Annotated in this window: 15 protein-coding genes and 1 pseudogene; 8 read left to right on the plus strand and 8 right to left on the minus strand. The window is 74.2% G+C overall.

From position 1 onward, the window contains the following. The first annotated feature begins 337 nt into the window (after positions 1-337). Positions 338-2,047: a PucR family transcriptional regulator gene (locus tag ABS735_RS26110; RefSeq protein WP_373903824.1), complete on the plus strand. Its 1,710-nt coding sequence runs from the start codon at positions 338-340 to the stop codon at positions 2,045-2,047. Between the two features lie 171 nt (positions 2,048-2,218). Next, positions 2,219-3,007, plus strand: a complete 789-nt coding sequence (locus ABS735_RS26115) for a hypothetical protein (RefSeq protein ID WP_373903823.1) — start codon at positions 2,219-2,221, stop codon at positions 3,005-3,007. Between the two features lie 22 nt (positions 3,008-3,029). Here the strand turns inward: ABS735_RS26115 and ABS735_RS26120 are convergent, their stop codons facing one another. The 4 genes from ABS735_RS26120 to ABS735_RS26135 form a co-directional block, all read right to left on the minus strand. After that, positions 3,030-3,674, minus strand: a complete 645-nt coding sequence (locus ABS735_RS26120; RefSeq protein ID WP_373903822.1) for an Rv1733c family protein — start codon at positions 3,672-3,674, stop codon at positions 3,030-3,032. 362 nt (positions 3,675-4,036) lie between these two features. Next, on the minus strand, positions 4,037-4,861 hold the full coding sequence (locus ABS735_RS26125; protein WP_373903821.1) for a rod shape-determining protein: 825 nt from the start codon (positions 4,859-4,861) through the stop codon (positions 4,037-4,039). Beyond that, a complete protein-coding gene (locus ABS735_RS26130) occupies positions 4,858-5,229 on the minus strand; it encodes a TraR/DksA family transcriptional regulator (RefSeq protein WP_373903820.1) in 372 nt (123 codons plus the stop codon). The genes ABS735_RS26125 and ABS735_RS26130 overlap by 4 nt, the downstream gene beginning before the upstream one ends. 51 nt (positions 5,230-5,280) lie before the next feature. Further along, positions 5,281-5,607 (minus strand): TraR/DksA family transcriptional regulator, encoded by a 327-nt coding sequence (locus ABS735_RS26135; RefSeq protein WP_373903819.1) that lies wholly within the window; start codon positions 5,605-5,607, stop codon positions 5,281-5,283. Positions 5,608-5,969: 362 nt separating this feature from the next. Between ABS735_RS26135 and ABS735_RS26140 the strand changes: the two genes are divergently transcribed. From ABS735_RS26140 to secD, 4 genes are all read left to right on the plus strand, one after another. Continuing rightward, on the plus strand, positions 5,970-6,917 hold the full coding sequence (locus tag ABS735_RS26140) for a HAMP domain-containing sensor histidine kinase (RefSeq protein WP_373903818.1): 948 nt from the start codon (positions 5,970-5,972) through the stop codon (positions 6,915-6,917). An 8-nt stretch (positions 6,918-6,925) separates the two neighbouring features. Next, positions 6,926-7,675, plus strand: a complete 750-nt coding sequence (locus ABS735_RS26145; protein ID WP_373903817.1) for a response regulator — start codon at positions 6,926-6,928, stop codon at positions 7,673-7,675. A gap of 102 nt (positions 7,676-7,777) precedes the next feature. Continuing rightward, positions 7,778-8,164 (plus strand): hypothetical protein, encoded by a 387-nt coding sequence (locus ABS735_RS26150; RefSeq protein ID WP_373903816.1) that lies wholly within the window; start codon positions 7,778-7,780, stop codon positions 8,162-8,164. Positions 8,165-8,245: 81 nt separating this feature from the next. Then, the gene (gene secD / locus ABS735_RS26155) at positions 8,246-10,654 is read left to right on the plus strand and encodes a protein translocase subunit SecD (protein WP_373903815.1); all 2,409 of its coding nucleotides are present in this window, start codon (positions 8,246-8,248) and stop codon (positions 10,652-10,654) included. 100 nt (positions 10,655-10,754) lie between these two features. Here the strand turns inward: secD and ABS735_RS26160 are convergent, their stop codons facing one another. Further along, positions 10,755-11,615, minus strand: a complete 861-nt coding sequence (locus tag ABS735_RS26160; RefSeq protein ID WP_373903814.1) for a GntR family transcriptional regulator — start codon at positions 11,613-11,615, stop codon at positions 10,755-10,757. 168 nt (positions 11,616-11,783) lie between these two features. Between ABS735_RS26160 and ABS735_RS26165 the strand changes: the two genes are divergently transcribed. Together ABS735_RS26165 and ABS735_RS26170 are read left to right on the plus strand one after the other, a co-directional pair. Next, positions 11,784-12,629 carry a (2Fe-2S)-binding protein gene (locus tag ABS735_RS26165; protein ID WP_373903813.1) on the plus strand — a complete coding sequence of 282 codons (846 nt, stop codon included), beginning with the start codon at positions 11,784-11,786 and terminating at the stop codon, positions 12,627-12,629. 309 nt (positions 12,630-12,938) lie between these two features. Beyond that, on the plus strand, positions 12,939-14,003 hold the full coding sequence (locus ABS735_RS26170; protein ID WP_373903812.1) for a DUF2637 domain-containing protein: 1,065 nt from the start codon (positions 12,939-12,941) through the stop codon (positions 14,001-14,003). Between the two features lie 49 nt (positions 14,004-14,052). On the opposite strand, the gene ABS735_RS26175 is transcribed toward ABS735_RS26170, so the two are convergent. The 3 genes and pseudogenes from ABS735_RS26175 to ABS735_RS26185 all read right to left on the minus strand — a co-directional run. Continuing rightward, positions 14,053-14,451 carry an ATP-binding protein gene (locus ABS735_RS26175; protein ID WP_373903811.1) on the minus strand — a complete coding sequence of 133 codons (399 nt, stop codon included), beginning with the start codon at positions 14,449-14,451 and terminating at the stop codon, positions 14,053-14,055. Between the two features lie 143 nt (positions 14,452-14,594). Further along, complete coding sequence (locus tag ABS735_RS26180) at positions 14,595-16,337, minus strand: pyruvate dehydrogenase (protein WP_373903810.1); 1,743 nt, start codon at positions 16,335-16,337, stop codon at positions 14,595-14,597. A 142-nt stretch (positions 16,338-16,479) separates the two neighbouring features. Then, positions 16,480-18,972 (minus strand): annotated as a pseudogene (locus tag ABS735_RS26185) (protein phosphatase 2C domain-containing protein); the annotation flags it as partial. Between the last annotated feature and the right edge of the window lie 8 nt (positions 18,973-18,980).

Below are 18,980 nucleotides of genomic sequence, written 5' to 3' on the forward strand. Positions count from 1 at the left end.
GACCGGCTCTCTTCCTCGTCTGCGTGCGGTGGTCTCTGCGTGCGCTGGTGTCTGCGTGCGGTGCTGTCTGTGTGCGGTGGTCGTAGGGATCGAGCCAATCCCGTGGGCCGCGGCCCGGCTCGTTCATGTGCTGTTCACGCGGAACGGCCTCAGTACACCGTCGTGTGCTCCACCAGGGTCAGTCGCAGAAACCATGAAGGAGTTGGCTGGCCAGGGCGGGCATCTTGTAGATTCGTATGAACGGAGGTGCTCACATGCCTCCCTGTTCTTCTCTGGAATCGGGCGACACAGCCGCGTGACCTGGAACACTTCGAGACAAAGAACGGCGGCGACGAGAATGCGGCTGCGCGCACTGCTGGACACCGACGCGCTGGGCCTCAAGCTGCTCGGCGGCGAGGACGAGCTGGACCGCACGGTCCGCGGCGTGATGACCACCGACCTGCGGGACCCCAGCCGCTACCTCTCGGGCGGCGAACTGGTACTCACCGGCCTGGCCTGGCGCCGCAGCGCCGCCGACTCCGAGCCGTTCGTCCGCCTCCTGGTGCAGGCCCAGGTGGCCGCGCTGGCCGCCGGTGAGGCGGAGCTGGGGAGCGTGCCGGAGGACCTGGTGGTGGCGTGCGCGCGGCACCGGCTGCCGCTGTTCGCGGTGCACGAGTCGGTGGCCTTCGCGACGATCACCGAGCACGTCGTGCGCCAGGTCTCCGGCGAGCGGGCCGGGGACCTCGCGGCCGTGGTGGACCGGCACCGCCGGATGATGACCTCGGGACCGGCGGGCGGCGGCCCCGACGTGGTCCTGGACCTGCTCGGCTCCGACCTCGACCTGCGGGCCTGGGTGCTCTCCCCCACCGGTCGGCAGGTCGCCGGCCCGAAGGACGCGGAGCCCGCGCTCTCCGCCGAGGTGTGCGCCAAGCTGGCGGCGGAGCACCTCGTGGCCACCCGCGCGGGCCGGCGCGCGCCGCACCGGGTGCCCGTGGGCTCCACTACGTACAGCCTCTTCCCGGTGCGGGGCCGGGGACAGCTCCCGGCGACGGCCGCGGGGACGCGCATCCCGCAGGGTGCCGCGGCGGGCCGGGAGGTGCGCGAGACGGTGCTGTCCGACTGGCTGCTGGTGGTGGAGGCGGACGCCGGGGACTGGGCCGAGGAGCGGCTCGACCTGCTGTACGGCGTCACGCAGCTGATCGCGGTCGAGCGGGACCGTCGGGACGCGGCGCGCACGGTGCGGCGGCGGCTGGCCCAGGAGGTCCTGGAGCTGGTGCAGACGGGCGCCGCGCCCGCCGAGATCGCGGCCAGGCTCCGGGTGGCGGCGCCGGTACTGCTGCCGGGCCTCGGCGCGGCACCGCACTGGCAGGTCGTGGTGGCCCGGGTGGAGTGGGAGGACGGCGACGAGCAGACCGGCCGGGTCGCCCAGACCCTGCTGGAGGAGATCCTCGTCGACCCGCACGCCACCGGACCCGAGCAGTCGGACCGCATCGCCGTGGCGCACACCGGCGAGGAGGCGGTCGCCCTCGTACCGCTGCCGTCGGTCTCCAGCGAGCACGACGGCTCCGAGGCCGGGGTCCTCGCGGACGCGCTGCTCGAGTCGGTACGGGAACCGCTGTCGGCCGGTCTCGACGGCGACGGGCGGGTCACGCTCGGCGTCAGCGCGGCCGTGCACTCGGCCGAGGGACTGCGCGGGGCGCTGGAGGAGGCCCGGCACGCGCGCCGGGTCGCCGCGGCGCGTCCCGGCCGGGTCTGCGCGGCCGGTCACCAGGAGCTGGCCTCGCACGTGCTGCTGCTCCCCTTCGTCCCGGACGACGTACGGCGGGCCTTCACCGCCCGGCTGCTCGACCCGCTGCGGGACTACGACCGCCGCCACCGCGCCGAGCTGATCCCGACGCTGGAGGCGTTCCTCGACAGCGACGGCTCCTGGACGCGCTGCGCGAACCGGTTGCACCTGCACGTCAACACGCTGCGCTACCGCGTCGGGCGGATCGAGCAGTTGACGGGGCGTGACCTGTCGCGTCTGGAGGACAAGCTGGACTTCTTCCTCGCGCTGCGGATGAGCTGAGGCCCGGGCGCGCGGAAGGCGCCGGAGGGCCCAGCGCGTTCCCAAACCTCGACGGCACGAAGTCCACGACTTTGTGAAAACTTTCACCCATCCCCTTGGCCGGGCCGCCGGATCCGTGCTGAGATGCGGCCACCACTCGAGAGCTCGATGGCGTGCTAAGGGGAGGGCGACGTGGCGCATTCCGCCATGGCTGGTTCTGGCTGGGGAACGACCGAAGGTGACGATCCGCTCCAGACCGCGGTATGGCGGTTGCGCTCGCGCGGCTGCTGGGCCGACGCGGCGGCCCTGCTGGAGCCGGTCACCGCGGACACCGCCCTGCAGCGCACCGCGCTGCTGGTGGAGCGGTGCCTGTACACGGAGCAGGGCTGGGCCGAGGCCGAGGACGCGCTGCGCACCGCGGAGGCCCTGGCCCACAGCGACGACGAACGCGGGGCCGCCGCCTGTGAACGGGGTCAACTCGCCTACGCCGCCACGGTGCACGGGGTGCGCGACCGGGCCGACGAGGCGCGGGCCGCGCTGGGCCGGGCGGCGGCGCTGATCGCGCCGGGGGCCCAGGGGCGGGCCCTGCTCGACTTCCGGCGCGGACTGCTCGCGGAGAACCTGACCAGGTCCCCGCAGGCCGCCCGCGCGGCGTACCGGCGCGCGCACGCCGGCGCCACGGCGCACGCCGAACCGCTGCTCCTGTCCTTCACCTGGCGGCATCTGGCCGGTCTGGCCCTGCGCGAGGGGGAGTTGACCGAGGCACGGCACGGCTTCGCCGAGTCGCTGCGCATCCGCGAGGAGCTGGGGTACCTCGTCGGTACGGCGCCCGCGCTGGTGTCGCTCGCGGACGCCGAGTCGGAGCCGGAGGCGTCCCGGCTGCGGGAGGAGGCGCGGCGGCTGTTCCGGCTGCTGGGCGGCGTACCGACGTGGCTGGCACGGCAGTTGGCTCCGCCGGCGGCGGGCGCGGCGACGGCCTGAGGGGCCCGCGCCCGGGCGGGCGTCACGGGAATCTGCTCCAGCGCGGGGCCGTGTTGGCCCAGGCCGCGTCCCACTGGGCGAGGTTGCGCCGGTCCAGCACGAGGCCCGTGGCGGCGTGGGCCGCGAGGCCGGTGATGACGACGCCGAGGAAGGCGAGGATCGCCCAGCCCATCGTGCGGCTGCGGATCTGCTCCGCGCTCAGCGGCGGATCGGTGATCCGGCCTTCGTCGTCGACCCAGACCAGGACGGTGCTGTCCGCCGGCAGCCCCGGTTCGACCTCGGTCTTCCCGGTGCGGGACTCTCCGTCCGGTCCGGTGAAGCGGACCGGGACCGGGTAGCGGGTCTTCTTCGCCTCGTCCGAACCCGGCTCGGGATGGCGCGGGGCGTCGTGGGTCAGGACGGCGGGTCGGTGGTCCCGGGTCCGCGCCTCGTGCTCGGCGGTGCTCCGGTAGTGGCGGTAGGCGCTGTCGCCGATCCCGAACATCGCCGCCGGGGCCGCCACCAGCACGGCGAGCACGAGCCCCAGCGAGATCCACGCCCGCAGCCGGTCACTCGGCCGCCGCAGCGGGTTGCGCCGCCACCGCCACAGCAGGAGGTGCGGGTGCCGCACGGGGTCGGGATCGGGAACGGCGGGTGGTGGCTGGGCCTGAGGAATCTCTCCCGCCACGGTGTGCCTCCTTCCTGGCTCGGGGCAGCCGGATCCGCCGCCGTCGACACCGGGGGCGGCGTCGAGGGCGGGCCGGACGGGATCGGACGGGGGGTGGGACGGGTCGGGGTGGGGTGGGGTGGGACGGGGACGGGGCGTACGGCGGACGCGGGGTGCGGCCGGCGCCGGGGCGGGCGCCGGCCGCACGAGCGGGGGACGGGGGCGGATTCGTGCGGTGCGGCGGCGGCGGATTCGTGCCGTGCGGCGGGAGCGGATTCGTGCGGTGCGGCGGGGCGGGATGGACGGGGCGCGGAGAACGGGGCCGCGGTCACGGCCCCGTTCCGGTCCCTCAGGACGGAAGGGGATCCGCCCGGACCACCGGCTCAGTGCGGGTGGCCCTCCGGTGGATCCGTGCCCGTGGCCGACGGATGGGTGTGCGCGGCCTCCAAGAGCTTCGCGGCACCGCGTACCGCCGCCGTGTGCGGTGCCGGCACCGCCCGCAGCGGTACGTGCAGCCGGTCGGCGAGCCGGCAGGTGATCTCGGGACGCAGCGCGCCGCCGCCCGCCAGCAGCGGCCCCCGGCTCAGCGCGTCGACCGTGAGCGACGTACCGTCCTGCCGCAGCATCGAGGTCGTCATGTCGGCCAGCGCCTCGCCGATCCGCGCGGACGGGGTCGCGTCGTCGATGTCCCCCGTGCCCAGTGCGGTGCGGCGGGCGTCGAAGACAGCGCCGTCGACCAGGAGCACCACCTCCGTCAGATGGGCGCCGATGTCCATCACGAGCAGCGGCCGGGACAGGTCGGCGCCCGCCGCGAGGGCCACCGCCCGCGCGCTGGGAACGGTCAGCACGCTGCGCGGGCGCAGCACCTCCACGGCCGTACGGGCCTCGGTCCGGTAGGCCAGCCCGTCCAGCACCGGCGCGGTCACCACGATCACCGGACGGGAGAAGCGGGGCAGCCGGTTGCCCAGCAGCCGGTCGAGCATCCGGGCCGTGCCCTGGGTGTCGACGATGGAGCCGCGCTGGATGGGGTACACCGCGCCCGCGCCGGGGAAGGTGACGGTCGGCACGTCGAGGATCATCCCGCGCCCGGCGACCCAGGCGCGGGTACGGGCGCTGCCCATGTCGAGGGCGACGCCGCTGCACTGCCGGCACAGCGGCCAGGGCCGGTGCCGGGACAGCGCGGCGCGGGGCCGCCGGAGCACGGTCATCGTCCGGCCTCCCGCACCTGCTGGCAGCGGGCGCAGTAGCGGGCCTGCGGCACGATCATCAGCCGGTCGCGGTCGATGGTGCGCCGGCACAGATGACAACGGCCGTAACGGCCCTCGGTCATGCGGTCGAGCGCCGCTTCGACGTCGGCGAGGACCATGCGCGCGGAGGCCGCCAGCTTGACCCGGACCTCGGTCTGCGCGGCGGACCGCCGCTGGATCAGCTCGTCGGTGCGGGACGGGACCGCCGCGATCTGCCGCAGCTGGTCCTCGCGGAACAGCCGCTGCTCCTGGAGGTTCTCCCGGAGCGCGGTGAGGTCCTCGGGCGACAGACGCGTGTCGCGGTCGTCGATGATCTGGTTGTTCACCACTTCACCCCTTGGGCAGGGCGGGAGGGACGAGTACGGGACGGAAGGGCGCCGTCAGGCGGCGGCGCGGCGCTGGCAGGCGACGCAGTACCGCGTGTAGGGCAGGATCTCCAGGCGCTCCCCCGGCACGGGCTTGCCGCAGCCCAGGCAGGTGCCGTAGGTGCCGTCCTCGACCCGGGCGAAGGCCTCGTCGATCTCCTTGAGCACCCGCTCGATCGCGGCCTTCTGCGCGGACATCAGCTGGTCGTCCGCCTGGCCGCTCTCGTCGAGGGCCTGCAGCTGGGTCATGCGGGTGTTGCGGGCGTGTTCGAGGCGCTGGCGCGCCTCGTGAGCGGTCAGCCGCTCGGGGCGGGGTTCGATGCGGGAGGCGTCGAGCGACACGGTGAATGGTCCTTTTCTCAGAAGGTTCTGCGGGTTCTCGGAAGGTTCTGCGGGTATGCCGAGCGCCGGGCCGATCGGGCCCGGTCATCCTCAACCTTGGCCGGGCCGCCCAGGGAAACCCATCGGGCGCAGGACCCATTTGCACGGGGGCGCGGGATCCACTCGCCGGTGCGGGGGGCTGCGCATATGGGTATGCCGCGACCCGGAAATGGGGGTCGGGCCCCATCGACCGGACGGGTCCGGGAGGGGCAGGCTGGTCGCTTGCTCGGTCGCTACCTGGGCCGCAGCTCCCACCGAGGGTGCGCGATGACCGACAGTAGAGGCGTACCAGTCGACACGTCGCTGAAGGAGGCGTACCCCCGGTGTCCCTGTTCTGGCGGATCTTCGGGCTCAACGCGGTGGTGCTGGGCTTCGCCACGGCGCTGCTGCTGTGGGCTCCGGTGACCGTCTCCGTGCCGATCCTGTTGACCGAGGCCGTCGTCCTCGTGGTCGGCATGGGCGTGATGCTGGTGGCGAACGGCGCGCTGCTGCGCTGGGGGCTGGCGCCGCTGGAGCGGCTCACCAAGCTGATGACCACCGTCGACCTGCTGCGTCCCGGCCAGCGGCTGCCGGTCTCCGGCGGCGGCGAGGTCCCGGAGCTGATCCGCACCTTCAACGCCATGCTGGACCGCCTGGAGGCCGAGCGGGCCACGAGCAGCGCCCGTGTCCTGCTCGCCCAGGAGGCGGAGCGGCGCCGCATCGCCCAGGAGCTGCACGACGAGGTCGGGCAGAGCATGACGGCGATCCTGCTGGTCCTGGGACGTGCCGCCGACGACGCCGCGGAGCCGCTGCGCGACGAGCTGCACCAGGCGCAGGAGATCACCCGGGAGAGCCTGGACGAGGTCCGCCGCCTGGTGCGCCGGCTGCGGCCCGGCGTCCTGGACGACCTCGGCCTGATCAGCGCGCTGTCCTCGCTCACGCACGACTTCGCCACCCACACGGGTCTGCGGGTGGTGCGCCGTTTCGACGCCGACCTGCCGGTCCTGGACCACGAGACCGAGCTGGTCCTCTACCGTGTGGCGCAGGAGAGCCTGACCAACGCCGCCCGCCACGCGGACGCCGAACGGCTGGAGGTGGGCCTGGCCCGCGCCGACGGCGCGGTGACGCTCACCATCGCCGACGACGGCCGCGGCATCGAGGCGGCGCACGAGGGCGCCGGCATCCGCGGCATGCGTGAACGGGCCCTGCTCATCGGGGCCGCCCTCGACATCACATCGGCGCCCGGCGCCGGCACCCGCATCCGGCTCACCGCACCCCTTCCCAGGAAGTAGCCCTGACCATGTCCGACCCGTCCCTGCCCGAGCCGACCGCGCCCGGCCGCCCCGCCGCCTCCACGACGTCCGCGGCATCCGCGTACGGCCCGTCCCGGGCGCCCGCCCCGGCGAAGATCCGCATCCTGCTCGCCGACGACCACGCGCTGGTACGCCGCGGTGTGCGCCTCATCCTCGACCGGGAGCCGGACCTCGAGGTGGTCGCCGAGGCCGGGGACGGCGCGGAGGCCATCGACATGGCACGGGCCCACGAGGCCGACCTGGCGGTCCTGGACATCGCGATGCCCCGCCTCACCGGTCTGCAGGCGGCCCGCGAACTGGCCGCGCTGAAGCCGGGGCTGCGCATCCTGATGCTGACGATGCACGACAACGAGCAGTACCTGTTCCAGGCGCTGAAGTCGGGCGCCTGCGGATACGTGCTCAAGTCCGTCGCCGACCGCGACCTGGTCGCCGCCTGCCGGGCCGCGATGCGCGACGAGCCCTTCCTGTATCCGGGTGCGGTGACTGCGCTCATCCGCAACTACCTCGACCGGGTACGGCACGGCGAGGAGACCTCCGACCACATCCTCACCCCCCGCGAGGAGGAGGTCCTCAAGCTCGTCGCCGAGGGCCACTCCTCGAAGGAGATCGCCGAGATCCTCTTCATCAGCATCAAGACCGTCCAACGGCACCGGGCGAACCTGCTGCAGAAGCTCGGCCTGCGCGACCGCCTGGAGCTGACCCGGTACGCCATCCGCGCCGGGCTCATCGAGCCCTGACGGTCCCACGAACCGCCCGTGGCTCTGGCCGCCCACTCCCCGGCCGGAGCCCCGGGCTCCTCCTCTCTCCCCCCGCTCATCCACCACGAAAGGGGACGGTGCATGCGCCGACGGCTCGCGACCGTGCTCACCGTCCTGCTGACCGTCCTGCTGCCCCTGGTCCCGGCCTGGCCCGCGGCCGGCGCGCAGGTCGGTCCCAGCGGTCCCCTCGCGGCGGCCGCCGCCACGGCCGTCCCGCACCCGGCCCTCGACCTCCACGCCGACGACGGCTGCACGCCGGTCTGCGCCGCCCAGCCCCGGGCCCGGCACGACCAGCCGGCCGAGCGCCCGACGGCACCGGACCACCACGCCGCCACCACCGCGCACGGCGCGGGAACCGCCTCCGGCGCCCACACGCGGGCCCCGGCCGCGTCCGGGGCGGCGCCGGTCTCCCCCGGCCGCACGAGCCACGACAGCGGCCGGGCGCCGCCCGTCTCCTCCGGCACCTGAGACACCACACCCCGACCTTCCACCTTCTTCCGCCGCGGCCGCGCTCGGCCGCCGCCGCGGTGTGCCCGCCGGAGGCCCGTGTTGAAACGCTCCCGTCCCCCTTCCCGCCCTCGTTCCCGCTCGCGTTCCCGTTCCCTGAACGTCCGTGCGCTCGTCGCGCTCGCCGTGATGGCCGTGTCCGTGGCCATCGCCCTGACCATGCCCATCCGCCTCGGGCTCGACCTGCGCGGCGGCACCCAGATCGTGCTGGAGACGAAGTCCACCGAAACCACCGAGGCCGACCGGGAGGCCACCGACCGGACCGTGGAGGTGCTGCGCGGACGCATCGACGCCCTCGGTGTCGCCGAGCCGACCATCGTCCGCTCCGGCGAGAACCGCGTCGTCGTCGAGCTGCCGGGCGTACAGGACCCGAAGAAGGCCGCCGACGTGCTGGGCCGCACCGCGCAGCTCACCGTCCACTCGGTGCTCGGCCCGGCGGAGAACGCCGGTGACGGGGCCGACGGCAGGACCGACGACAATGCGGCCAAGGACGGCGAGGACGGCGAGGACGGCGAGCGGGTGCTGCCGGACGAGTCCGGGCAGTCCCTGCGGCTGAAGGACGCCACGCTGACCGGGCAGGACGTCAAGGGCGCCGACGCCCGCTTCGACCAGCAGAACGGCGCGGGCTGGCACGTCACCGTCGACTTCAAGGACGCCGGCAGCGACCGCTGGGCCCAGGTGACCGGCGAGGCGGCCTGTCACCCGGCCGGCGATCCCCAGCGCCGGGTCGCCATCGTGCTGGACAACAAGATCATCTCCTCGCCGCAGGTCGACCCCTCCGTGTCCTGCGGGGCGGGCATCACCGGCGGCTCCACGCAGATCACCGGCTCCTTCGACGACGCCGAGGCCCGCGAACTGGCCCTGCTCATCAAGGGCGGCGCCCTGCCCGTGCCGGTCGAGACCGTCGAGCAGCGCACCATCGGCGCCACCCTGGGCGACGAGGCCATCTCGGCGGGCGCCTGGGCCGCCGTCATCGGCACCGCGCTGACCGCGCTGTTCATCATCGTCGTCTACCGGCTCATGGGCGCCCTGGCGACCGTCGCCCTGCTCTGCTACGGCCTGATCTCCTACGCCGCCCTGGCCGCGGTCGGCGCGACCCTGACCCTGCCCGGCCTCGCCGGTTTCGTCCTGGCGATCGGCATGGCGGTGGACGCCAACGTCCTCGTCTTCGAACGGGCCCGGGAGGAACAGGCGGCCCGGACCCGTCCGAGTACGCGGTCGGCGCTGACCGCCGGTTTCCGCAGCGCCTTCAGCGCGATCGCCGACTCCAACATCACCACGCTGATCGCCGCCGCCCTGCTGTTCTTCCTGGCCTCCGGTCCGGTGAAGGGCTTCGGCGTCACCCTCGGCATCGGTGTCCTGGCCTCGATGGTCAGCGCCCTGGTGATCACCCGGGTGCTCGCCGAGTTCGCCGCGAGCCGCCCGGCGGTCTTCCGCCGCCCCGCCATCACCGGCATCTCGACCACCGGCCCCGTCCGGGACGCCCTGCTGCGCCGCAACCCGTTCCTGATGCGCCGGCCGCGCCGCTGGCTGGCGGCCTCCCTCGTCGTCCTCGTGGTGGCGGGCTCCGGCATCCTGGTGCGCGGCCTGAACTTCGGCATCGAGTTCACCGGCGGACGGCTCATCGAGTACTCCACCGCCACCCAGGTCGACCCCGAGCGGGCCCGCGACGCCCTCGCCGACGCGGGCTTCCCGCGCGCCGTCGTCCAGTCCTCCGGCGACAGCGACCTCACGGTGCGCACGGAGGAGCTGACCGACGCCGAGGCGGCGACCGTCACCGAGGCCGTCGCCGAGCTGGGCGGCGATACGGAGAAGGTCCGCGACGAGCTGATCGGCCCGAGCCTCGGCGAGGAGCTGCGCCGGGACGCCCTGATCGCCCTCGGCCTGGCGCTGGCCGCCCAGCTGGCGTACCTCGCGGCCCGGTTCCGCCTGCTGTTCGGCACGGCGGCGGTCGGCGCGCTCGCCCACGACGTGGTCATCCTGGTGGGTGTGTTCGCCTGGCTGGGCAAGCCGATCGACGGGGTGTTCCTGGCCGCGCTGCTGACCGTGATCGGCTACTCGGTCAACGACTCGGTGGTCCTCTTCGACCGTGTCCGGGAGCTGCTCGGCCGGGAGCGGAAGGCGCCGTTCGACCGGCTCACCAACGACGCGATCCTGCAGACCCTGCCGCGCACGGTCAACACGGGCATGGGCGCGGTGCTCATCCTGGCCTCGCTGGCGGTCCTGGCCGACGACTCGCTCACCGACTTCGCCCTCGCGCTGCTGATCGGCGTGGGAGTCGGGACGTACTCCTCGGTCTTCACCGCCTCCCCGCTGGCCATCGAGCTGCACGGTCGCGACGCCGGGTCCCGCCCCGCGCGCCGCAAGGGCGGAAAGGGGCGCGGCACGGGGAAGACCGGGAAGCCCGGGAAGCAGGTGCCCGCGAGCCGCGCGGAACGGCAGGAGGTCTGAGGCCTGTCCGACCGGACGGGCTGGGGCCTGTCCCACCGGGCGGGCTGGGGCCTGTCCCACGGGGCGGGCTGGGGCCTGTCCGACCGGACGGGCCCCTCGCTCAGGGGGCGCCCCTGAAGTGCTCCCCGACCAGGGCCCGCACCACGTCCGGGTCGCCGGCGATCAGCGCGTCCAGCAGTGCGGTGTGCTCGTGCGCGTCGGCGACCAGGTCGGCCCGGCCGCGCACGGAGGGCGAGCCGGCCGGCGGCCACTGGGCGCGGCGGTGCACGTCACCGGCGATCCGGACGAGCTGTTCGTTGCCGGTCAGCGCGAGGACCGCGCGGTGGAAGGCGCGGTCGGCCTCGGCGTACGTGGCCGGGCAGCCGGAAGACGCGGCCCGGACGGTGGCCTCGGCGAGGGGGCGCAGCTCCGCCCAGCGCTCGGCGGGCACCGTACGGGCCAGGCGCAGCCAGACCGGGGCTTCGATCAGGGCCCGGACCTCGGCCAGCTCGGCCAGCTCGCGGTCGCCGCGTTCGACGACGCGGAAGCCGCGGTTGGGGACGACCTCGACGGCGCCCTCCAGGGCGAGCTGCTGCATGGCCTCCCGTACGGGTGTGGCCGAGACGCCGAACCGCTCGCCGAGCACGGGCGCCGAGTAGACCTCACCGGGCCGCAGCTCACCGGTGACCAGCGCGGCGCGCAGGGCGTCGAGGATCTGCCCGCGCACGGAGGAACGCTGGACGAGGGCGCGCGGGCGGGGCGCGGAGGCGCCGGATACGGACGGGCCCGGTGCGGGCGGTTCGCTGTGGGTGTGCTCGCCACGCGCGGCGCCGTCCGGCTCCCCGGCGCCGCGGACCCGGTCCCGGGCCACGTCCGCCACCCCGGGCTGCAGCGGGATGCGCACCGCCTCGGCCGCCGCGTCCGCACGGACCCGCCCGGCGGCCGTACCCGTTCCTGCGGCGCCCTGCGCGCTGTGCTTCACGGGTCCTCCTGCGGGACGTGTCGGTACTTGAGGTCATTACGGCGGGTTGTCACCTGTCCGTCAAGCACCATAAGCGCACGGGCCGTCAGTTCAAATCCCAAGGATCTTGGGTAAGGTAAGGCTTACCTTTAAGCAGTCCGTTGTCCCGACGTCGATCGGTGGTCCCGCATGCCTGTCGCCCGTACGGCCTTCACGGACGCCTACACGCGCCTGTCCGAGGTCCTCCCCGGGCTGGGCGTCACCGAACTGGCCGCGGCCGACGAGATCCCGGGCGGCGACGGCTGGGTCACGGCGGCCTCGCTCGCCGCGGGCGGGTCGGAGCTGGCGGCCTTCCTCGCCTGGGACGAGGCCCAGGTGCTGCGGGACTACGGGCAGCGGGCCCGGCCGGACGTGATCGCGAGCTTCGGCCTGCACCGGTACGCGTGGCCCGCCTGCCTGCTGATCACCGTGCCGTGGTTCCTGCACCGCCGGGTGCCCCGCCACCCCGCGGCCCACGTGGCCTACGACCGCACGGCGGCCGGGCTGCCCCTCGGCAGGATGGCCGTGCGCGCCGCCTCGTTCGCCTGCTTGCCCGGCGATCCGGCCGCCGCCCTGCCCGGCGCCCGGGTGGTCGCCGACGAGGAGGCGCTGCGCGCCGAGGTGCGGGCCGCGGTCGCCGAGCACCTGGAGCCGGTCCTGGCCGGATTCGGCCCCCGGATGCGGCGGCGCGGACGCGCCCTGTGGGGCATGGCGACCGACGAGATCGTCGAGGGCCTGTGGTACGTCGCCCATCTGCTCGGCGAACAGGAGCGGGCGCGGCACGAGCTGGAGCTGCTGCTGCCGGGCGCCACCAAGCCCTACGTCGGGGACGCGGCGTTCCGTGAACTGAAGGGGCCGGACGGCACACCGCTGCACACCCGGGACCGGGCGAGCTGCTGCATGTTCTACACCCTGCGCCCTGAGGACACCTGCGTCACGTGCCCGCGGACCTGCGACGCGGACCGCGTCGACAAGCTGCTCGCCACGGCGGGCTGAGCCGGCCGGCTGCCCCTTGCCCCCCGGCCCCTGACGGGCGGTCAGACGGCCCGAGATCGTCGACTAGGATCGACGACGCTGTTTCACAACTTCCCCACGCGCCGCGGTAACTTTCCGTGGAACCACTCGTACGGGTAGTCTTATTCGAACTCAACTCCCGCCCCTCACGCGGCAGTTCGAGCAGAACGCCGCCCTGGGCACCCCCTCTGCACTTCCTTGGCGGCCTCTTGCCCCGAAACCCCCTGAGGGCGGCTGGGTTTGGGCCACCATGGCGGGCGTTACGCCCTATCCCACTGCAAGGGACCCCTGATGAGATTGACCGACATATCGCTGAACTGGCTGCTTCCGGGCGCCGTGCTGCTCCTGGGCATGCTGGCGGCGGTGGCGGTGCTCGCGCGCGGCAAGCGTTCCTCGGGGAAGGACGCGGGCGCGGACGACTCGTGGGAGCGCATGGAGGAGCGCCGCCGGCGCAAGGAGGCCCTCTACGGCACCTTCTCCTACGTCCTGCTCTTCTGCTGTGCGGCGGTCGCCGCGGCGCTCTCCTTCCACGGTCTGGTCGGCTTCGGCGAGCAGAACCTCGGCCTGAGCGACGGCTGGCAGTACCTGGTCCCGTTCGGGCTCGACGGTGCGGCGATGTTCTGCTCCGTCCTCGCGGTGCGCGAGGCCAGCCACGGTGACGCGGCGCTCGGCTCGCGGATACTCGTGTGGGCCTTCGCGTTCGCCGCGGCCTGGTTCAACTGGGTGCACGCGCCGCGCGGCCTGGGGCACGCGGGTGCCCCGCACTTCTTCGCGGGCATGTCCCTGTCGGCGGCGGTGCTGTTCGACCGGGCCCTGAAGCAGACCCGCCGGGCCGCCCTGCGCGAGCAGGGCCTGGTGCCGCGTCCGCTGCCGCAGATCCGCATGGTCCGCTGGCTGCGCGCTCCCCGGGAGACGTACCGCGCCTGGTCGCTGATGCTCCTGGAGGGCGTGCGCAGCCTGGACGAGGCGGTCGAGGAGGTGCGCGACGACCGGCGCCAGAAGGAGGAGAAGAAGCTGCGGCGGCGCGAGCAGGAACGGCTGGAGCGGGCGCAGCTCAAGGCGATCAGCCGGGGCCACGGCCACCGCGGATTCCCGGGCCGCGGCGGCCGTCAGGTCGAGGTCGAGGTGCAGCAGGTCGAGCGGGGCTCGGAACGCGCCACCGCGGAGCCTGCCATATCGACCCCGGAGCAGCTGCCCGCAGCAAGCCGGCGTCCCTCCCTGCAGCCCGTGCGGAGCGGGTCTGAGCAGATGGCCGTGGAGACCGTGGACCTCACCGCGGAGGACGACACCCAGGCCCTGCCCCGTCTGGACTCCCTGGAGCGCAAGCTCAAGGACCTGGAGCAGCAGTTCGGTTAGACCGAGCGCACCGCACCGATGGTCCGAGGCGCCGGGTCACCCCGGCGCCTCAGGCCGCTTCCGCGCCTGCTTCCGCGCCCAGCTCGAACCAGACCGACTTGCCCACCTCGCAGGGCCGTACGCCCCAGTCGTCGGCGAGCGACTCGACCAGGACCAGCCCTCTGCCGTTGGTGCTCTCCTCCTGCGGGGCGCGCGGCCTGGGCTGCCGGCCCCGTCCCACGAAGTCCCGCACCTCGACCCGCAGGGCGCGCGGCCCGACCGTCGCGGTAAGGACGGCGCCCTCGTCGGTGTGGACGAGCGCGTTGGTGACCAGCTCGCTGGTGAGCAGCTCCGCGACCTCCGACTGTCCGGGCCCGCCCCAGTGCCGCAGCAGCTCACGCAGGGCCCGCCGGGCCTCGGGCACCGCCCGCAGGTCGGCCCGGCCGAGCCGCCGCCTGAGCTGTGACACCGCCTCCTCCTTCATGTCCCCCGTCGGCGCGCTGATGTCGCTTCCCCCCGTCTGTCCCGCTTGGGTCGAACATCTTCACGGGGAAAGCCTTGCCCGTTCGGGCCCCCGGCAGTCATCGAGTTTCGGGCCGGCTGTCCGTTCGGTCACGGCCGGGGAACGTTGCGCAGGTTGGAGCGGGCCATCTGGACCATGCGTCCGACGCCGCCGTCCAGGACGATCTTCGAGGCGGACAGGGCGAAGCCGGTGACCATGTCGGCGCTGATCTTCGGCGGGATGGACAGGGCGTTGGGGTCGGTGACGACGTCGACGAGGGCGGGTCCCTTGTGCTTGAACGCCGCCTTCAGCGCCCCCGCCAGGTCCTTGGGCTTCTCCACCCGTACGCCGAAGGCGCCGCAGGCCTCGGCGACGGCGGCGAAGTCGGGGTTCTTGTTGGCCACGCCGTGCGAGGGCAGGCCGGCGACCAGCATCTCCAACTCGACCATGCCGAGGGAGGAGTTGTTGAAGAGCACGACCTTCACCGGCAGATCGTGCTGGACGAGGGTGAGGAAGTCGCCCATCAGCATGGTGAAGCCGCCGTCCCCGGACATCGAGACGACCTGCCGGCGCCGGTCGGTGAACTGGGCGCCGATCGCCATCGGCAGCGCGTTGGCCATCGAGCCGTGGGAGAAGGAACCGATGATGCGGCGCCGGCCGTTGGGCGAGATGTAGCGAGCCGCCCAGACATTGCACATCCCGGTGTCGACGGTGAACACCGCGTCGTCGTCGGCCATTTCGTCCAGCAGGGCGGCCACGTACTCGGGATGGATCGGGATGTGCTTGTCGACCTTGCGGGTGTACGCCTTGACGACGCCCTCCAGCGCGTCCGCGTGCTTCTTCAGCATCCGGTCGAGGAAGCGGCGGCTCTTCTTCTCCTTCACCCGCGGGATCAGGCAGCGCAGCGTCTCCCGCGCGTCGCCCCACACCGCGAGGTCCAGCTTGGAACGCCGGCCCAGGTGCTCGGGCCGGACGTCGATCTGGGCGATCTTCACGTCGTTCGGCAGGAAGGCGTTGTACGGGAAATCGGTGCCGATCAGGAGCAGCAGGTCGCACTCGTGGGTGGCCTCGTAGGCGGCGCCGTAGCCGAGCAGCCCGCTCATGCCGACGTCGTACGGGTTGTCGTACTGGATGAACTCCTTGCCCCGCAGGGCGTGCCCCACCGGTGCCTTGAGCTTCCCGGCGAACTCCATGACCTCGGCGTGCGCGCCCGCCGTGCCGCTGCCGCAGAACAGGGTGACCTTGTCGGCGTCGTCGATCATCCGCACCAGCCGGTCGATCTCCTCGTCGCCGGGGCGGACGGTGGGCCGGGAGGTGACGAGGGCCGTCTCGGCGGCCCTCTCCGGGGCGGGCTCGTCCGCGATGTCGCCGGGCAGCGAGACGACGCTGACGCCGCCCTGGCCGACGGCGTGCTGGATGGCGGTCTGCAGCAGCCGGGGCATCTGCTTCGGGCTGGAGATCAGCTCGCTGTAGTGACTGCACTCGCGGAACAGCTGGTCGGGGTGGGTCTCCTGGAAGAAGCCCAGGCCGATCTCGCTGGACGGGATCTGAGAGGCGAGGGCGAGGACGGGCGCCATGGAGCGGTGGGCGTCGTAGAGCCCGTTGATGAGGTGGAGGTTGCCGGGGCCGCAGGAGCCGGCGCACGCGGCCAGCTTCCCGGTGATCTGGGCCTCCGCGCCGGCGGCGAAGGCGGCGGTCTCCTCGTGCCGGACATGCACCCATTCGATGCCGGAGTGGCGGCGCACGGCGTCCACGATCGGGTTGAGGCTGTCCCCGACGACTCCGTAGAGGCGCTCCACCCCGGCGCGGGTGAGGATGTCGACGAACTGTTCCGCGACGTTCTGTTTGGCCATGGCTCCAGCTATGCCACAGCGAGCGGTCTCACGCCTCCCAAACGGCGGCGGCCGTACGGTCGTCCGCGTACCCCTTGACCCGGACGCCACTGTCGGAGAGGAACTCCCCGAGTCCGGGCGCCGGGCGGCCCGCCCATCTCCGGGCCAGGAGTTCGCCCAGCTCGGGCTCGTTCAGCAGGGGCTCGGCGAGGCCCGCGGTGCACATCAAAAGCACATCACCCGGGCGGGCTACGGAGGCCCGGAAGCGGAAGGGCTCGCGGGGCGGCTCGGCGGGCGGGCCGTCGTACGGGCCCGGGGCCGTGGTGATGCCGAGGTCCATGGTGAGCCGGTCGCCGTCGGGCGTCTCGCTCGGCGCGTCGTCGGGAGCGCCGCCGGGGGTGCTCCTGGGCGTCCCTCCGGGCGCGGATCCGAAGCCGAGGACGGACTCACCGGTGACGTCGCCGACGTCCGGCTCCATGTCCTGCCAGGCGCCGTCGCGCAGCCGGAGCAGTCCGCCCGCGCCGACGCCGAAGAAGACCCGGGTGCGGCACTCCGGGTCGGCGGACAGCAGCAGGCAGCGCAGGGTGGCCGCGTACTCGTCCGGGGCGAGGCCCTGTTCGGCGGCGCCGGCGCGGAGCCGGCCGAGGCTGCGGTCGGTGAGGCGGTGCAGGCCGGACTTCAGGTCGCCGCGGCGGGCGGCCCGCAGGTCCTCGGCGAGCCGCGCATGACTGCGCCCCACGGCCCGTCCGATCCACCGGCACACCTCGGCCGCCGCCCGGTGCGCCCCGGCGGTGGCGCGGGCGCCGGTCGCCATCGCCACCAGGACCAGCGCCTGCTCGCCGGCGCCGAACCGGGCGACGAGCAGCGCGTCGCGCCGCGGCTCGCCCCGGTACCGCGCGGAGTCCCCGCGCACGGAGACGGCCCGCAGCGTGCACGTCCCGTACCGGGCGCCCTCCAGCACGGTGTCCGGGACCAGCCCGTCGAGCCCGTCGGGATCGGCGGGCGGCAGCGCGGTGGGCTCGGCGTCGTAGGTGGGCGGCCCGCTGCCGACGTAGTCGCGGTCGGCGCCGTCCGGTTCGGGTTCGACTCCCGGCAGCGAGGGGAGGAACGGCGGCGGGAGCGGGGGCAGGCCGGACACGGTACGGGGCGGCGGGAGGTCGGCGGGCGGCTCGGTGAGGTCGGCGGCTCCGGTCCCCGAGGTGGTGAGTCCGCGCGGGTCACCACTCCGACGCCGACCGCCGTATGCCTGGGGCGGCGGTGGCGGGGCCGACGTCTCCCCGGCGCCGGACGCCTGCCCGGCCGCCGCGGCCGGTATGGTGCCGGGCCACTGGTCCCCCGGCGACGCGGTACCGGGCCGCTCGGGACCCGGCGGGGCGGTACCGGGCCGTTCGGCGCCCGGCGGCGCGGTGCCGGGCCGTTCGGCGCCCGGCGGGAAGTTCACTGGGCCGGTGGGTGTCGCGGGCGGGGGTTCCCAAGGGGCCCTGGGCTGGGGCGGACCCGCAGGACGCGGGAGAGCGCCACCGCGCAGGCCGGCGTCGCCGCCCCGCGCCGGACCCGTCGGACGGGGCGGACCCGTCGGACGCGGCGGACCGCTGACGCGCGGGGGCTCGTCACCGGCCCACGACGACCCGGCAGGACCCGACAGCCCGCCGCCACGCGGGGCATCGTCACCGGCCCACGGCGGGCCCGTGGGGCGCGGCGGACTGCCGACACTCGGGGCATCGTCACCAGCCCGCGGCGGACGCTCAGGGCCCGACGGCCGGACACCACGCAGGCCATCGCCACCGACTCCCGACGGGCCCGTCGGACGCGGCGGTCCATCGACAGGCGAGGGCTCGTCACCGGCCCACGGCGAACCGCCAGGACCCGACAACCCGCCGCCACGCGGAGCATCGCCACCAACCCCCGACGGGCCCGTCGGACGCGGCGGTCCATCGACAGGCGAGGGCTCGTCGCCGGCCCACGGCGAACCGGCAGAACCCGACAACCCGCCGCCACGCGGAGCATCGCCACCAACCCCCGACGGGCCCGTCGGGCGCGGCGGTCCATCGACAGGCGAGGGCTCGTCGCCGGCCCGCGGTGGGGCGGCAGGGGTCGGTGGGCCCGCGGTGCGGGGGCCGGGGACGCCCGGGGGATCTGCCGGGGCCCACCAAGGGGCCCCGGGTCCGGGTGGGGTGGGGCCCGGCGGGCGCGGTTTCGGCGCGTCCTGGGTGCCGGGGCCCGGGCGGTGGGCCACCGTGCCGGACGCCGAGGCGAAGCGGTCGTCCAGGGAATCGGGTGCGGCCGTGGGGCCGGTGTCGTCGGTGGAGTCGTCGTACAGCTGCCCCCACCAGTCGTCCTCAGGACCGGTGGGACCGGTGGGACCGGTGGGCCTTCCCCCCTGCTGACTCATGCTCCTGATTGTCCACCGACGGGGCCGGATGAAAACGGGGCATCGGAAAATTCGGGCGGACCGGCGCGCGCCGGGCGGCGTGTCGGGGGACGCGTCGAACAGTTCTCCGAGGTGGGGTGGCCGAGCGGCCCCACCCCCCACGGGAGGACCGCTCGGCGACGCCACCTTGGCAGAGTGACCGGCGGTACGGCGATGATGTCCGCAGGCGGGTTTACGCCGTGGCCGTTTTCCGCCATGGACGTCCCCGCGGACGCTGATGATCATGGTTTTCG

This window comes from Streptomyces sp. MMCC 100 (genome assembly GCF_041538145.2).
Taxonomy (GTDB): Bacteria; Actinomycetota; Actinomycetes; order Streptomycetales; family Streptomycetaceae; genus Streptomyces.

Coding starts and splice junctions, on each gene's coding strand:
- ABS735_RS26110 (WP_373903824.1), top strand. CDS start 338: ATGCGGCTGCGCGCACTGCTGGACACCGACGCGCTGGGCCTCAAGCTG.
- ABS735_RS26170 (WP_373903812.1), top strand. CDS start 12,939: ATGAGATTGACCGACATATCGCTGAACTGGCTGCTTCCGGGCGCCGTG.
- ABS735_RS26150 (WP_373903816.1), top strand. CDS start 7,778: ATGCGCCGACGGCTCGCGACCGTGCTCACCGTCCTGCTGACCGTCCTG.
- ABS735_RS26125 (WP_373903821.1), bottom strand. CDS start 4,861: ATGACCGTGCTCCGGCGGCCCCGCGCCGCGCTGTCCCGGCACCGGCCC.
- ABS735_RS26180 (WP_373903810.1), bottom strand. CDS start 16,337: ATGGCCAAACAGAACGTCGCGGAACAGTTCGTCGACATCCTCACCCGC.
- ABS735_RS26165 (WP_373903813.1), top strand. CDS start 11,784: ATGCCTGTCGCCCGTACGGCCTTCACGGACGCCTACACGCGCCTGTCC.
- ABS735_RS26145 (WP_373903817.1), top strand. CDS start 6,926: ATGTCCGACCCGTCCCTGCCCGAGCCGACCGCGCCCGGCCGCCCCGCC.